At 71.9% G+C, this 15,253-nt stretch carries 15 protein-coding genes; 10 read left to right on the top strand and 5 right to left on the bottom strand.

All coding sequences use genetic code 11. The annotated features are described in order from the left end of the window. Nucleotides 1-23 precede the first annotated feature (23 nt). From MKK82_RS17135 to MKK82_RS17150, 4 genes are all read left to right on the top strand, one after another. Complete coding sequence (locus MKK82_RS17135; RefSeq protein WP_238287202.1) at nucleotides 24-818, top strand: creatininase family protein; 795 nt, start codon at nucleotides 24-26, stop codon at nucleotides 816-818. Nucleotides 819-888: 70 nt separating this feature from the next. Further along, the gene (locus MKK82_RS17140) at nucleotides 889-1,626 is read left to right on the top strand and encodes a DUF1223 domain-containing protein (protein ID WP_243986327.1); all 738 of its coding nucleotides are present in this window, start codon (nucleotides 889-891) and stop codon (nucleotides 1,624-1,626) included. Between the two features lie 110 nt (nucleotides 1,627-1,736). After that, nucleotides 1,737-2,294, top strand: coding sequence for a sigma-70 family RNA polymerase sigma factor (locus MKK82_RS17145; protein WP_238287204.1), 558 nt, complete (start codon nucleotides 1,737-1,739; stop codon nucleotides 2,292-2,294). Next, a complete protein-coding gene (locus tag MKK82_RS17150; RefSeq protein ID WP_238287205.1) occupies nucleotides 2,294-2,980 on the top strand; it encodes an NrsF family protein in 687 nt (228 codons plus the stop codon). Before MKK82_RS17145 ends, MKK82_RS17150 begins: the two co-directional genes overlap by 1 nt. A 13-nt stretch (nucleotides 2,981-2,993) precedes the next feature. Here the strand turns inward: MKK82_RS17150 and MKK82_RS17155 are convergent, their stop codons facing one another. Beyond that, nucleotides 2,994-3,485, bottom strand: coding sequence for a YcgN family cysteine cluster protein (locus MKK82_RS17155; RefSeq protein ID WP_238287206.1), 492 nt, complete (start codon nucleotides 3,483-3,485; stop codon nucleotides 2,994-2,996). 292 nt (nucleotides 3,486-3,777) lie between these two features. Between MKK82_RS17155 and MKK82_RS17160 the strand changes: the two genes are divergently transcribed. Genes MKK82_RS17160 through MKK82_RS17170 form a run of 3 tightly spaced genes read left to right on the top strand, consistent with a single transcriptional unit; the run spans nucleotide 3,778 to nucleotide 7,386 of the window. Next, the gene (locus MKK82_RS17160) at nucleotides 3,778-6,066 is read left to right on the top strand and encodes a transglycosylase domain-containing protein (protein WP_238287207.1); all 2,289 of its coding nucleotides are present in this window, start codon (nucleotides 3,778-3,780) and stop codon (nucleotides 6,064-6,066) included. Between the two features lie 4 nt (nucleotides 6,067-6,070). Next, complete coding sequence (locus MKK82_RS17165) at nucleotides 6,071-6,775, top strand: DUF1214 domain-containing protein (RefSeq protein WP_238287209.1); 705 nt, start codon at nucleotides 6,071-6,073, stop codon at nucleotides 6,773-6,775. Continuing rightward, the gene (locus MKK82_RS17170; protein ID WP_238287211.1) at nucleotides 6,763-7,386 is read left to right on the top strand and encodes a hypothetical protein; all 624 of its coding nucleotides are present in this window, start codon (nucleotides 6,763-6,765) and stop codon (nucleotides 7,384-7,386) included. The genes MKK82_RS17165 and MKK82_RS17170 overlap by 13 nt, the downstream gene beginning before the upstream one ends. Nucleotides 7,387-7,561: 175 nt before the next feature. Here the strand turns inward: MKK82_RS17170 and MKK82_RS17175 are convergent, their stop codons facing one another. After that, nucleotides 7,562-8,380 carry a hypothetical protein gene (locus MKK82_RS17175; RefSeq protein WP_238287214.1) on the bottom strand — a complete coding sequence of 273 codons (819 nt, stop codon included), beginning with the start codon at nucleotides 8,378-8,380 and terminating at the stop codon, nucleotides 7,562-7,564. A 51-nt stretch (nucleotides 8,381-8,431) separates the two neighbouring features. Continuing rightward, entirely contained in the window at nucleotides 8,432-8,644 is a 213-nt protein-coding gene (locus MKK82_RS17180) for a hypothetical protein (RefSeq protein ID WP_238287215.1), read from the bottom strand. 426 nt (nucleotides 8,645-9,070) lie between these two features. Here MKK82_RS17180 and MKK82_RS17185 point away from each other — a divergent pair, with 426 nt between their 5' ends. Continuing rightward, nucleotides 9,071-9,361: a hypothetical protein gene (locus MKK82_RS17185; RefSeq protein WP_238287216.1), complete on the top strand. Its 291-nt coding sequence runs from the start codon at nucleotides 9,071-9,073 to the stop codon at nucleotides 9,359-9,361. 46 nt (nucleotides 9,362-9,407) lie between these two features. Then, nucleotides 9,408-10,364: a glutathione synthase gene (gene gshB, locus MKK82_RS17190; protein ID WP_243986329.1), complete on the top strand. Its 957-nt coding sequence runs from the start codon at nucleotides 9,408-9,410 to the stop codon at nucleotides 10,362-10,364. Nucleotides 10,365-10,491: 127 nt separating this feature from the next. Here the strand turns inward: gshB and MKK82_RS17195 are convergent, their stop codons facing one another. Then, a complete protein-coding gene (locus MKK82_RS17195) occupies nucleotides 10,492-12,027 on the bottom strand; it encodes a cation:proton antiporter (RefSeq protein ID WP_238287218.1) in 1,536 nt (511 codons plus the stop codon). A 57-nt stretch (nucleotides 12,028-12,084) separates the two neighbouring features. Then, nucleotides 12,085-13,530 carry a carbohydrate porin gene (locus MKK82_RS17200; protein ID WP_243986331.1) on the bottom strand — a complete coding sequence of 482 codons (1,446 nt, stop codon included), beginning with the start codon at nucleotides 13,528-13,530 and terminating at the stop codon, nucleotides 12,085-12,087. A gap of 121 nt (nucleotides 13,531-13,651) precedes the next feature. On the opposite strand from MKK82_RS17200, the gene MKK82_RS17205 reads away from it, so the two are divergent. After that, a complete protein-coding gene (locus tag MKK82_RS17205; protein ID WP_238287221.1) occupies nucleotides 13,652-15,250 on the top strand; it encodes a gamma-glutamyltransferase family protein in 1,599 nt (532 codons plus the stop codon). Nucleotides 15,251-15,253 lie beyond the last annotated feature (3 nt).

The following is a 15,253-nucleotide window of genomic DNA, read 5'->3' on the forward strand; positions in this document are numbered from 1 at the left end:
GCCGGAGGGAGACCAGGGCAGAAATGGCGATGCGGCTCTGGTCCGATCTCACGACGGACGATTTCTCCAGCCGCGACATGCGGCGGGCGATCGCGGTGCTGCCGGTCGCCGCCGTCGAGCAGCACGGCCCGCATCTCCCGCTCTCCACCGATTGCGACATCGCCGAGGGCTACCTCGCCCGGGTGCGCGCGCGCGCGCCGGCCGACCTCGACGTCCTCCAGCTGCCCGTGCAGGCCGTGGGCAAGTCGGACGAGCACGACGCCTTCCCGGGCACGCTGTCGCTGGAGACCGGAACAGGGCTCGCGGCCTGGACCGGGCTCGGCGCGGCCGTCCACCGCGCCGGCTGCCGCAAGCTGGTGATCGTCACGAGCCATGGCGGCAACAGCGCGCTCATCGATCTCGTGGCGGGCGAGCTGCGGGCCCGCTTCGGCATGGTGGCGGTGACCACCGCCTGGGCGCGGTTCGGCTACCCGGACGGCCTGTTCCCGGCCGCTGAGATCGCGCACGGCATCCATGCCGGCGGCGTCGAGACCGCGCTGATGCTGGCCCTGCGGCCCGACCTCGTGCGGACCGACCGGATCGCCGATTTCCCGCCGCGGACGCTGGCGATGGCCCGCGACTTCACCCACCTGCGCGCCGGCCGCCCGGCCGCTTTCGCCTGGAAAGCCGGCGACCTTCACCCATCGGGGGCGCTGGGCGACGCGCGGATCGGCACGGCCGAGGCCGGGCGCGCGGCGCTCGACCACGCCGCCGCGGCCTTCATCGCCCTGTTGCACGACGTGGATGCCTTCGAACTCGACGGGTCGGGGCAGGCGTAACCGCCGCCGCCGCCCGGTCGAAGGAACCGGTACGCCGGGCGAGATCCGCCGGTATGCGGGAGTTCCGGACATGCGCCCTGCCCTTCTGATCTCCATCGCGTGCCTCTGCGGCGCCCTCGGCGCCTCCCCCCGTCCGGCCGCCGCCGCGGAGCGCCCCGTCGTGGTCGAACTGTTCACCTCGCAGAGCTGCTCGTCCTGCCCGCCCGCGGAGGCGCTGGTCGGCCGGCTCGCGCAGGAGGGGTCTGAGGTCCTGCCGCTCGCCTTCCACGTCACCTACTGGAACCACCTGAACTGGCGGGATCCCTACAGCCTCCCGGCCGCCACCGCGCGCCAGGAGGCCTACGCCGCCCGCCTCGGCGGCTCCAGCTACACGCCGCAGGCCGTGATCGACGGCCGGGTCGGTCTGGTCGGGTCCGACGAGGCCGGCCTTCGCGCGGCCATCGCACGGGCGCGTGCCGGCGGACCCGCCATTCCCATGACGCTGGTCCGCGACGACGGCCGCCTCGTCGCGCAGATCGGCCCGGGCAGTCCTTCGGGAAGCCGCGCGGGCCGCGTCCTGCTGGTGGGCTTCGATCCGAGCCGCACCACGAAGGTGCTGCGCGGCGAGAATGCCGGACGCACCATCGAGCAGGTGAACATCGTGCGCTCCGTACAGGACCTCGGCTCCTGGTCCGGTGCGGCCGAGACCTTCACGCCGGCGCGTCCCGACGGTGAGGCGGCGGCCCTGCTGCTGCAGGCGGAGGACGGGCGCTTCCTGGGCGCAGCCCGCCTCGGTCCGTCCGGGGCCGGCCGGGAGGCGCTGCGATGATCCTCGTGATGGCCGGCGACATGGCTCCCCGTAGCTGGACGCTGGCGCCGGGATCCGGCCGTGCGCTAGATACGACGCGTGCCGGGGAACGGAACGGCGGCGGAGCCCGCATGGTGCTCGAAGAGGAACTGGCGACCCTGATGGCGTCGGCGCAGGGCGGCGACGCGGTCGCGTACCGCTCCCTGCTCAAGGCCTGTCTTCCGGTCGTGTCGGCGATCGCGCGGGCGCAGGGCGTGCGTGGCGAGGCCGTGGACGATGTCGTCCAGGATACGCTGATGACCGTCCATCGCGCCCGGGCGAGCTACGACCCGTCCCGCCCGTTCCTGCCCTGGCTTCGGGCGATCACGCAACGGCGGACGATCGACCGCCTGCGGCGGGCCGGCCGCCGTCCCCGGGAGGTCAACGATCCCCTGGCCTACGAGGCCGAGGTCGATCCAGGCCCCGCCCCCGGCCAGGGCCTGGAGGCGCGGGATCGCGCCGCCGCCCTGGCACGCGCGGTGGCGGCGCTCCCCGATGGGCAGCGCCAGGCGGTGGAGCACCTCGGCATGCGCGAGCTGTCCCTCGACGAGACGGCGGCGCTTACCGGCCGCAGCAAGGGGGCGCTCAAGGTGAATCTGCACCGTGCACTGAAGGCGCTTCGGGCCAGCCTGACGCAGGAGAAGGAGTGATGCCTGGGGACGGAAGCCGCGCCAGCTGCGCGATGACGCGTCACGAGAGCCTCGTGGAGGAGCTCGCGGGCCGGCTGGACCCCGTGCGGCCCCTGCCCTCTCCGGTCGCGCGCGCGGCCCTGTGGCTCGGCGCGGCCCTGCTGCTCGGGCTCGGCTTGGCGGCCTTGGCCGGGACGGGAGGGTTCATGCTGCGCATGCGCGTGCCCGACCTCGCCCTGGCGGCGCTCGGCGCGGTGCTGACGGCGGCCGTGTCCGCCTTCGCGGCCTTCGCGACCAGCATTCCGGGCCGCTCCGCCGGCTGGGCGCTGCTGCCCCTGCCGCCGCTGGCCCTCTGGATCGGCGCGAGCGGGTTCGGCTGCCTGCGGGAATGGATCGCCCCGGGGACCGATATCCCCGGCGGCCACACGGTGACGGGCTGCTTCAGCTTCCTCGTCTGCGTTTCCGTGCCGCTGTCGGCGCTGATCGTCGTCATGCTGCGCCGCGCGTGCCCGCTGCGGCCGAACCTCACCGCGGCCCTCGGCGGTCTGGCGGTCGCCGCCGCGGCGGCCGCCCTGCTGATGCCGGTTCATCCCCACGACGCGACCGCGACGGATCTCCTGATCCACGCGGTGGCGGTCGCCCTCATCATCGCGGCGAACGGGCTGGCCGGGGGGCGGCTACTCAGCCGCGACGCCAGGTTGAGCTGATCGGGCTGCTTCCTCAATCGGCGTAAGGGTCGCGCCCCGGCCAATCGACGATCTGATCCGGCAGTTCGTCCTCCGAGAACTCCTCCTCGTTGCCGGCGAGCCGGCCGCGCACCGAGATCCCGGCCTCGTGAACGCTTCCCGGCCGGCCCGAGATCAGCGGGTGCCAGGGATAGAGGGGCTCCCCATCCCTGACGAGGCGATACGCGCAGGTCGGCGGCAGCCACGCGATCGTCCGCACCGCCTCGGGCGTCAGACGGACACAGTCGGGCACGCGCTTCTGGCGCCGGGGATAGTCGCGGCAGCGGCAGGTGAAGCCGTCGAGCAGCGTGCAGCCGACATCGGTGTGGTGGACCTCCCCGGTGTCCTCGTCCTCGAGCTTCATCAGGCAGCACCGGCCGCACCCGTCGCACAGGCTCTCCCACTCGGACGGGGTCATGGCTTCGAGCGACGTGGTGCGCCAGAACGGCTCGACCGCCCCGCGGCGCGGCGCCTCGGGCTTGGACATGGTTGAGGTCTCTTGAACGGGCAGGCGCCTCTCTGCCCGAGCCGCCGCGCGGGGGCAAGCGGCGCCGCGGGCGACCGTGTGCGACCGGATCGCCCGCTGGCGCGTTATGCCCAAGCTCGTCCGCGGCGTTTCGCGAGACTGCGCAGAGCCTCGCCGAGGGATCCGGATCCTGCTATGGACTCCGGACGCCGCGCCGTGGTGCGGGCGCAGGTTCCGTGCCCGCGGCGCGGGCGTTCGACCATCCGCCGCCAGGATCCGCCGCAGAGGCGCTCGACAAGCCGGGTTCGACATCGTGCGCCTGCCGACGATCACCGAGATCAAGATCCGCCTCGAACGCGCCGCGCTCGCGTTCGATGCCTGGGTGAACGCCACCCTGTACGACGGCGGCCGGTCCACCGGCGACGTCTACGAGCGCTTCCAGCGCGTCATGGGGCGCTTCGCGGTGCGCGGCTGGAAGCGCGCCGCCCTCGACCTGACCAGCGAGGGCGTCACCCTCGGGACGGGCGGCGCGGTGCTGATGCTGGCGCTGGCACAGCCCGCCTTCCAACTCACCAGCGAGAACTGGCTGAAGCAGCAGGACCTCGCCGTCACCTTCCTCGACCGCTACGGCACCGAGGTGGGCCGGCGCGGCATCAAGCACGACGATTCGCTGAAGCTCGACGACTTCCCCGACATCATGATCAAGGCGCTGGTCTCCACGGAGGACCGGCGCTTCTACGAGCACTGGGGCATCGACCCGATCGGGACGCTCCGGGCCCTCGTGAACAATTCCAAGGGCGGCGGCGGCACCCAGGGCGGCTCGTCGATCACCCAGCAGCTCGCCAAGAACCTGTTTCTGACGAACGAGCGCTCGCTCGAACGCAAGGTCAACGAGGCGTTCCTGGCCCTGTGGCTGGAGAGCCACCTCACCAAGAACGAGATCCTGAAGCTCTACCTCGACCGGGCCTACATGGGCGGCGGCACCTTCGGCGCGGTGGCGGCAGCCGACTACTATTTCGGCAAGCCGCTGAAGGATATCAGCCTCGCCGAGGCCGCCATGCTGGCGGGGCTGTTCAAGGCGCCGACCAAGTACGCCCCGCACGTCAACCTTCCGGCGGCCCGCGCCCGCGCGGCCGACGTCCTGCACAACATGGTGGAGGCGGGCTTCGTCACCGAGGGGCAGATCCAGACGGCCCTGCGCAATCCGGCGACGCCGGTGACCCGCACCCGCGACATCACCGCGGATTACTATCTCGACTGGGCCTTCGGCGAGATCAAGGGCATGGCCGACGCCGGCAAGCTTCGCAACGATCGCGTGCTGACCGTGAAGACGCCGCTGGACCTCGCCATCCAGAAGCGCGCCGACGAGGTGGTCGCCGACACGCTGCGCAAGTCGGGCGACGCCCTCGACGTCGACGAGGCCGCCATGGTGATCCTCGACCCCGACGGGGCGCTCCGCGCCATGGTGGGCGGCGCCGATTACGGCGAGAGCCAGTTCAACCGGGCGACGGATGCGCTGCGCCAGCCCGGCTCCTCGTTCAAGCCGTACGTCTACTCCGCCGCCCTGGCCTCCGGATTGTTCAAGCCCGAAACCGTCGTGGTCGACAGTCCCGTCTGCATCGGCAACTGGTGCCCGCAGAACTACGGCCGGTCCTATTCCGGGCGGGTCCCGATGTGGCTCGCGGTGGCGAAGTCGATCAACACGATCCCGATCAAGATCTCGATCGCCCTCGGCAAGGCCATGGGCATCTCCCACGAGGCCCGGGCCGCCAAGGCGGGCCGCGCGAAGATCACCGACCTCGCCCACAAGATGGGCATCACCTCGAACCTGATCGATACGGTCTCGATGCCGATCGGCTCGGACGAGGTGACGGTGATCGATCAGGCGGCGGGCTACGCGGTCTTCGCCAACGGCGGCTTCCGCGCCAAGCCCTACGCGGCCATGGAGGTGAAGAATTCCTCCGGCGAGGTGATCTATCGCCACGCCGACGAGGCGCCCGAGCGCGTGCTCCCGCCCCAGGTCGTGGCCGACATGAACTTCATGCTCAACAAGGTGGTCGAGGAGGGTACCGGCAAGCGGGCGCAGCTGGAGGGCGTGAAGGTCGCCGGCAAGTCCGGCACGACGAACGCCTACAGGGACGCGTGGTTCGTCGGTTACACCGGCAATTACGTCGGTGCCGTGTGGTTCGGAAACGACGATCACACCTCGACCAACAAGCTGACCGGCGGCTCGCTGCCGGCGCAGACCTGGCACGACGTGATGGAGCCGGCGCACCGCGGCATCGAGATCAAGGGCTTGCCCGGCCTCAAGGACAGCCCGCGCGCCGCGCAGCAGCAGGCCTCCGGCGGACCGACGGCCCCGATCGATCCCAATGCCAGCGCGTACGGCAAGCTGTCGCGGCGCTCCTTCGAGGTGATCAGCGGCCTCAACGGCCTGTTCCGCACGGTCGAGCGCGGGCCGGCGGCGGGTGCGAATGCCGGCGCCGCCGGCGAGCCGCGCAAGACCGAGAAGAAGCCCGGGGACCGCGCCGCGGCCGGGTCTGCAGCGCGCGAAGTCGCCGAGGGCGCGAAGTCCGTCGGCGGCTTCATCGAGGTGCGGTGAGCGCATGAAGCTCACGATGCCCGAGGGGTTCGGCCGCGCGCTCGCGGCGGGCGGATCCAATCCCGCGTCCCGGCGCGGCCGCCGCAACGGCGTCGGCCGGCTCGTCGCCCGCCTGTGGCGCAAGAGCTCGGTGGCCGGCCTCGCGGCCTATGCTCTGGCCCTCGGCGGCGTGCTCGGCCTTGCCAGCGCCGACTGGGCGACCAGCGGCGGCTACCCGTTCGGCGGCGTGCAGGTCGGCGACTGGACGGCCTGGCCCCGCGCCGGGGCCGCGAATGCCGATCCCTACACCCGCGCGGTCAACGCCCGGAGGGGCGAGATCCCGCTGGCGGTGGGCGAGGGTCTGCTGCTCACGGCGGCGGCGGACGATGCCGGTCAGGCGCTCGACGCCACCTGCACCTACCGGATCGGTGGGGGAACGCCCCCGGCCCGCGCCTGGACCCTGACGGTCGCCGGCCGCGGCCCGCGGGATCCCGGCCGTGCCCCCGTGCGCGAGGGCTTCACCTCTACGGAGGTGCTGCGCTCGGCCGACGGGCGGTTCACCGTGGTGCTCGGGCCCGAGGTCCAGCCCGGGAACTGGCTGCCCAGCCCGCGGGCGAGCGGGCCGGTACGGCTCGCGCTGCGCCTCTACGACACGCCGGTCGCCGCCAGCGTCGGATCCCTCGACCGGAGCACCGTGCCGGCCGTCACGCGACTGGGATGCGCCCCGTGAGCCTGCGCGTCGTCTACGCCACGCTGGTCGGCCTCGTCCTCGCCGGCCTCGTCCACATCGCGGCGGTGCTGGCGATCCCGGTCCTGTCGGAGAAGGATGCCGTCTCACGCACCCGCACCAGCGAGGGCCTGGACCATCCGCAATCGATCTACGCGGTGGCGACCGGCGACGACCCCTCCACGCCCGAGGCGTGGCTGCCGATCCCGGATCCGGCCGTGGCGGTGGGCGTCTGCGCCTACGACCTCGCGGACGGCCCGATGCGCGTCTCGGCACGCACCGGGCCGCTGTCCCTGTCGCTCGCCGCGCACGCGCGGCGCGGCGCCTTCTACGCGGTCACCGACCAGGCCGCTGTTCGCGGCGCCCTGGACCTCGTGATCCTCACCCGCGCCCAGTACGACGAGGCGCTCGCCGACGACGACGAGAACGATCCCAGCCGCGACGTGCGCATCGTCGCGCCGGACAGCCGCGGCTTCGTGGTGGTCCGGGTGATCGCCGGTCTCCCGAGCCAGCGTCCCGCCGCCAACGCCGCGGTCCAGGCCGTGTCCTGCACCACCGACACGCCCGCCGACGAAGCGGGGAAGGATGGCTCCGGCAAGGGATCGGGGCGGTAGGGCGTCGAAAGCCGGAGTGTCGGGGCCCTGTATCGACGGGTTTCGACCCTGGGCCGCGGTATAGAGGACCGGACGCGTCCTCGGATCGGCCCTTCGGCGATGTCGACCGTGTTCGGATAGCAGCTCACGAAGGGTGAATTCGGGCGTCCGGCAACACCCGGTCTTTCACGCCCGCTCAGTTCTTCACGACGAGCGGCCCCGCCTCCGCAACGGACAGCGGGAGCGGCGCGAGCCCGCATCGTGCCGCCGCGTCGGGTGGCAGGAGCGGGTCGAGCAGGTTGCGGCGGGCGGTCAGCATCGCCAGGGACCGTTCGGCCGAAACGGCGTCCTGAGTCGGCGCCGCGGCGAAGAGGTGCTCGAGGGCGAAGCGGTAGCGGGCGAGACGCAGGCCCGCTTCGACCCGCACCCAGGCGATCAGGCACCGGTTCTCGGCGACCCGCTGGACGGCCAGTCGCACGTCGGCATCGCCGAGGGTCTTGGCGAAGGGCAGGCTGCGCAGACGGGCGGCATCCGCGTCGATCACCCGGGCGGCAAGTGCGGTGAAGAGCGGGATCAGACGGGCATCCGCCGTGGCATCGTCGCCGAGCTGCCTGTAGCGGGACACCGGTGAGCGGGACGGTTCGGCGGTCAGCGCCTCGTAATAGGCGCCGATCGCGTCGACGCGCCACGTCGGCGGCGTGGCGTGCGCGGTCGCGAGACCCAGCACGGCGTCCTCGAAGGCCGCGAAGGTCCCGGCGGGCTGGACGAAGCGCCACGCGCGGTCGCGCAGGGCTAGCTCGTCGTCGGTCAGCCCCGAATCGAGGAGCAGCCGCCCGCGATCATGGGTGCTGAAGCTGCCCGTGGTGTCGATGAGGCCGTTCCAGACGCCGGTGCGCGGGCGGCCGAAATCGCCGGTCTGCGTGCAGGCAGCCAGGAGGGCCAGCGTCGCCGCCGTGGGCAGGAGGCTGGCTGCCGTCCGGAAACGGCCGTGCCGCGGGCGGTCGGGGATCGGCATGGGAAACCGTCGGTGTCGTGGCGCGGCCGGCCGGAAGGGCCCCGTATGGTCTCAGGAGGCGAGGCGCTCGTAGCGCACGCCGAGGAACAGCAGGATCTCGCCGCGCTGCTCGCCGGAGCGGACGATCCGGCGGGTTCGCCGGGCTTCCGTACCGGGAAACGGGATGAGGGCCGCCGTGGCGGCGCTGTTCACTTCGTGCAACGGGTCGGATGCACGGTCCGACGACGGCGCGCTGCACGGCTCCTGCGGCTTGATGACGATCATGATCTCCGGCTCCTGTCGGCAATCCGAGCTTCTGGCCCGGGCCCGGGAGGGCGTCGGCAAGGGCTACCCCGGCAATCCATCACGACGTGGTTAACGGACTCTTTCCGCGCCTCCGGCGGTGGGCGATGCGTTTCCGTACGAGTTGGCGCGCCACTTGCTTCGCTTCTGTCGCCCATGGCGGGCGTTTCCTCCCTTCGACTTGGGGCCCTGTTCGATCGCGGACGGGGCCCACTTCTCGCCGCGACCCCGCGTCGTGCGGCCGGACCGCCACAGTGCGGCGAAGCGTTGCCGCAGCGATCCGCCTTGGAACCCCCGCGAACCTGCGGCGCTTGCATACCGCCCCGCACGACCGATATGCCGGTCCCGGGTGGAGGGGGGACCGCCGCATCGGTTCTCCGCCCGAACGAGATTTGAGGACACCGCTGTATGCGACTGGTTCCGGAACGATCCCTGCGCGCTTCCCGCCGTGGACTGACCATCGCGGCGCTGGCGCTGTGTGCGCTCACAGCCGGCCCGGCCTACGCTCAACGCGAGGATCAGGGCCTGCAGCTCGGCTGCGCGAACGATTATTTCCGCCTCTGCGCCGGTGTGGATCCGAACAGCCAGGATGCGGATCGCTGCATGATGCGCAACCGCAAGCGGCTGTCGGCCGAGTGCCGCGCGGCGATCGGCGATTATGACAAGCGTACGGGCAGCAAGTCGCTGTCCGACGAGTGAGACGGCCTCCGGCCGCGATGTCCGCCGCTGGCGAGGGGCGTTTGTGATGAGCCTGACCGTCGCGGTCCAGATGGACCCGATCCAGAACATCCGGATCGCGGGTGACACCACCTTCGCCCTGCTGCTGGAAGCCCAGCGGCGGGGACACACGCTCGTCTACTACACGCCCGATCGGCTCTCGATGCAGGGCCGGCGCGTGACCGCGCGGGTCGAGCGTCTGAGCGTCCAGGATGTCGAGGGCGCGCATTTCACCCTCGCGCCGCCGGAGCGGATCGACCTCGCCGAGGCCGACGTGGTGCTGATGCGCCAGGATCCGCCCTTCGACATGGCCTACATCACGGCCACCCACATGCTGGAGCGGATCCACCCCGAGACGCTGGTCGTCAACGATCCCTTCGAGGTGCGCAACGCGCCCGAGAAGCTGTTCGTCCTCGACTTCCCCGAGCTGATGCCGCCGACCCTGATCAGCCGCGACAAGGCGGAGATCGAGGCGTTCCGGCTGGAGCACGGCACCGTGGCGATGAAGCCGCTCCACGGGCATGGCGGCGCGGCGGTGTTCAAGGTCACCGAGAAGGATCCGAACTTCGGCTCGATGTTCGACTTGTTCGCCACCACCTTCCGGGAGGCCTGGGTTGTGCAGCGCTACCTCGACCGGGTCACCGAGGGCGACAAGCGCATCATCCTGGTCGACGGCGTGGCGATGGGCGCGGTCAACCGCGTGCCGGCCGCCAACGACATCCGCTCCAACATGGTCCGGGGCGGCGCCGCCTCGGCCTCCGAGCTGACGGAGCGCGAGCGTGAGATCTGCGCGACGATCGGCCCGGAACTCGCACGCCGCGGCCTGATCTTGGTGGGGATCGACGTGATCGACGGGCACCTCACCGAGATCAACGTCACGTCCCCCACCGGTATCCGGGCGATCCAGCGGCTGGGTGGCCCGGACCTGTCGGCGGCGGTGTGGGATGCGATCGAATCGCGCATCGCAGCCCGCAAAGGCGTCTGAGGCCTTCATCCGTCGCGACCGGCCCTGCCCGGAACCTTCAGCGGCGGCAATCCGGACGGGCCGCGGACGCGACGTCGCCCGACGGGATCAGCGAGCCGGACGGCCTGTACCGGACGGGTCGCCGGGCTCAGGTCTCCGCCTTCGGCGTGGCGCTGAGTTCGGCCCAGTCGAACTCCTCCTCCAGCAGATAGTAGGCGTCGTCGCCGATCCGGCCCATCCGGCGCAGGGACAGCACGGCATCGCGAGCGGCCTCCACGGCGCGGCGACGGGCGGCGTCCGCCGGCAGGCTCTCCGGCGCCAAACCCTCCTCGTGGACCTCGGCCTCGGCCAGCGCCGCGCGGAATTCGGCGCGCAGCGCGTCGGTCGCGGGCTCGTCCTCCGCGTCCGTAAGGCTCTCCAGGGCGGCCTTGTAGGCGGCGGCCCGGGCGCGGCCGGTCTCGCGCCCGACCGGGTCGTCGTCCTCCAGCTTCAGGTGAGCCAGCAGCGGGCGCAGGGTCAGGCCCTGGATGATCAGCGTGCCCAGCACGGTGAAGAAGGCGGTGAACACCACGAGGTCGCGGTGGGGGAACTCGGCCGGCAGGGCGAGGGCGGCCGCCACCGTGACGATGCCGCGCATGCCCGCCCAGGACAAGGCAAGCCCCGGCCCGAGCCGCGCCGGCGCGCCAGCCTGCCGGATGCCGAGCCCGCGCATCCGGGTGGTCGGCAGGATCCAGGCGAGGCGGGTCACCACCACGGTGGCGAAGGTCGCGCCCGCGAGGACCAGGGCCTGCCACGCATCCGGGCCGGTCAGTCGTTCCCGGATCGGGTCGATCTGGATGCCGATCAGCACGAAGGCCAGGACGTTGAGCACGAACACCGCCGTGTCCCAGACCGCGTAGGAGATCACCCGGGCGCGTGGCGCCGTGATGCCCGGTGCCCGGCGGGCGACCGTGATCGCGAAGGTGACGATGGTGAGCACCCCGGACAGCTCCAGCCGCTCCGCGGCGAGCCAGATCCCGAAGGCGACGACGAACTGCATCACGATCGCACTGGCCGGATCCGTCACGCGCCGGGTCAGCGCGACGAAGATGAGGCCGAGGACGGGTCCGACGACGAGGCTCGCCACCACGCCCAGGAGGAAGATCGGCGCCACCTCCGCCGGGTGGAAGGTGCCGGCCATCGCGGCCGCCACGCCGAGCCGGTAGATCAGCAGGGAGGCCGCGTCGTTGAGCAGGCTCTCGCCGCGCAGGATCGTGGCAAGGCGATGGGGCATCGGCGCGTGCTTGAGGACCGCCAGGGCGGCCACCGCGTCGGGCGGCGCGACCACCGCCCCCAGCACGATGCAGGCGGAGATCGGCATGTCCGGCACGAGCAGCCGCGCGACGACCGCGACGGCGAGCGTCGTCACCGCGACCGCGCCGACGGCGAGCCCCAGCACCGCCCGCCAGTTCTCCTTCATGTCCCGGACTGAGGCGTCGAACCCGGCATCGAGGAGGACGGGCGCGAGGAACAGGGCCAGGGCGAGTTCGGGATCGAGCCGCAGGTTCGGGACGCCGGGCACGAAGGCGAGGCCGACTCCCCCCAGGGCCAGGAACGCCGGATAGGGCGCGCCCAGCCGGCGGGCCAGGGCGGCCAGGAGGACGGCGCCGAACAGGACGCCGACAACCCACTCGAAGATCAACATATTGCGGAAAGAGGCGGCGCGCCGTCACCGTTCCCGGCTGCGCCGTCGCAGGCCGGCTCAATACTGGACGGTCGCCCGTACTCCGAGCACCGCCGCGTTGCGCAGACGGCGCCCGTCGGGCCCGGCGATGCCGGCGCCCGGATGGACGACGTATTGCGCGTCCGGCTGCACCGTGAAGCCCGGCACAACGACGGCCTGATAGGTCGCCTCGATGACCGCCTCGGCGCGGCGGCGAGGCATCGGCATACCCGAGTAGAGGATCGTGTCCCGGTCGGCCCGCTGGGCCTCGTCGCTGATGCGGGCATAGGCGAAGCTGAGGCCGATCGTGTCGTCGTCGCGCCCGTCGAACAGGCCCTTGTAGGCGAGCCCCGTATCCACGTAGGCGTCGATCAGGCTGGAGCGTGTGGGCGACCACGCCGCGCGCACGAAGAAGCCGAGGCCCTCGTCGTCCTTGCCGGATTCCCGGTAGAGGGTCTGGTCGTAGACCGCGTAGAGGCCCGCATTCCCGCGCACCGGACGGCCGATCCCGCTGGCGTTCGGGTCGGCGAGCGGCACGCCGGTGATATCGAAGCGGAGGCTGTCGAACCGGCCGAAATGCTGCCACCCGCCCAGGGTGATGTCGCCCGGCAGCCCCTTGGATCCGGGGGCGATGTTGTACGCGTAGGTGGCCTCGGCGATGAGCAGGGCCGGATCGTGCAGGCGGAAATTCGTGCCCGTCCGGTCGAGGCGCTGTGCGTCCGGGTCGTCCCCCGGGCGGTTGGCGCCGGCCGGATCGCCGTCATAGAGCCCGACCTGCAGGGAGAAGCCGTTGCCGGGCACGTATTTGGCCCGGATCGCCGGTGCCGCGAGGGGGTAGGCCGGTCCGCCGCTCGGCAGGTCGAGCCCGGTGATGGCCGGCCAGCCGAAGGTGGAGTTCACGAACAGGGTCGCGGTCTGGCTGACGAAGAACTCGGTGTCGGCGGCCTGCTGGCCGATCCGGATCCCGAGCTGGCCGTCCATCAAGCTCTGGTTGAACCAGAGCACGTAGAGGCGCGTCGCGGGCAGCGCCTCGATGACGCTCGTGGTCAGCAGGTTGCCGACATAGTAGCGCGATAGGCCGGTGCCGTGGATGAAGTAGGCGTTGGCGTGGACCGTGGCCCCCGCCCAGCCGGCCAGCCGGTCGAGGTCGAGGTTGAGCCGCAGGTTCAGGCGATCCTCGACGATCGCACCCTGCCGGACCCCGCCGATCGGATTGCCGAGCACGTCGACGATGTAGGTCAGGCTGTACTGGATGCCCCGCTCCTTCAGGAGGGGGCGGATCCCCAAGGGGTCGCCGAGCGGCCCGAGATACGGTTCCACCGAGCGGACATAGCCGCCCGAGGCTTGGCTGGTCGTCTCCGGCTGGGACACCGAGATGCGGGGATCGGCGCCCGCGCCCTCGAAGGGTGTCGGGACGTGCTGCTGGGCGGCGGCAGGCACGGCCCACAGGCCGAGAACGAACCAGGATGTGAGTATCCGGAACATTGTCCGCTTCTGGGGGACTGCACGGGCTCTTTATAGCACGGCCGAACGCCTGAACACGCTCGGCCTTTGCAGGACGCACAGGCTCGCCTAACCCTGCGGCTGGTAGAGCACAGGATCGTCGATGCCCGAGACCCCCGTCTTCACCACCGCGGCCGTCGCCGCGCCCCACCGCCTCGCCGCGCAGGCCGGCCAGACCGTGCTGGCCCAGGGCGGCAATGCCATTGAGGCGATGGTGGCGATGGCCGCCTCCATCGCGGTGGCCTACCCGCACATGAACGGCATCGGCGGCGACGGTTTCTGGCTGGTGCGCGAGCGCGGCGGCCGGGTGCGCGGCATCGAGGCCTGCGGGCCGGCGGGGCGCCTCGCCACGCTCCAGCGCTACCGCGAGAAGGGCTACGACACGATCCCGGCGCGCGGTCCCGATGCCATGGTCACGGTCGCGGGCGCGGTCGGCGGCTGGCGCCTCGCCCTGGAGCTGGCACGGGCGCTCGGAGGCCGCCTGCCGCTGGAGACGCTGCTCGCCGACGCGATCGGACAGGCGCGCACCGGGGTGCCGGTCTCACCCTCCGAGGCGCGCTACGTGCCCCAGGAACTCGATACGCTCCACGACGCCCCGAACTTCTCGAAGACCTTCCTGAAGGACGGCAAGCCCTATCCGGCCGGCGAGATCCGGGCCCTGCCGCGTCTCGCCGCCACCCTGGAGCAGCTGGCCCATGCGGGTCTCCGCGATTTCTACCGTGGCGATATCGGACGGGAGATCGCCGCAGATCTGGAACGCCTCGGCGCCCCGGTCACCCGGGCGGACCTGGAGGGCTTCGCGGCGGCCGAGCGCGCGCCGCTGGCGATCCGGCGGCGCGGCGCGACGCTCTACAACTTCCCGCCGCCGACCCAGGGGCTCGCCGCGCTGCTGATCCTCGGCATCTTCGACCGGCTCGACATCGCCGAGGCGGAGGGCACGGCGCATTATCACGGCTTGATCGAGGCCACGAAGCGGGCCTTCGCGATCCGCGACCGCGTGGTGACGGATTTCGGCCGCCTGCGGCACGACCCAGCCGCCTTCCTGACCCCGGAGCGTATCGCCCGCGAGGCGGCGCTGATCGACATGCGCCGCGCCGCGTCGGTGCCCCTGCCCGATCCGGGTCACGGCGACACGGTCTGGATGGGCGCGATCGACACGGACGGGCTCGCCGTCTCCTACATCCAGTCGGTCTACTGGGAATACGGCTCCGGCACGGTCCTGCCGGCTACCGGCATCTGCTGGCAGAACCGCGGCATGTCGTTCTCGCTTGATCCGACGGCCGTGAACCCGCTGGAGCCGGGCCGGCGCCCGTTCCACACGCTGATCCCGGCGCTCGCCGCCTTCGACGACGGCCGGGTCATGAGCTACGGCAGCATGGGCGGCGACGGGCAGCCGCAGTTCCAGGCGCAGATCTTCAGCCGCTACGCCGATTACGGGATGTCGGTGGCGGACGCGGTCGATGCCCCGCGCCTCCTCTACGGACGCACCTGGGGGGCGCCCTCGCTGAGCGTCAAGGTGGAGGACCGGTTCGATCCGGCCTGCATCGCGGCCCTCGGCCGCCTCGGCCACGAGATCGAGGAGCTGGGCGGCGCCTACATCGACTCGCTGGGCCACGCCGGCATGCTGGTGCGCCATGCACGCAACGGGCGGATCGAGGCCACCCATGATCCCCGCTCGGATGGCGGAGCGTTGGGACTGTGAGGC

The organism is Methylobacterium sp. E-046, assembly GCF_022829625.1.
Taxonomy (GTDB): Bacteria; Pseudomonadota; Alphaproteobacteria; order Rhizobiales; family Beijerinckiaceae; genus Methylobacterium; species Methylobacterium longum.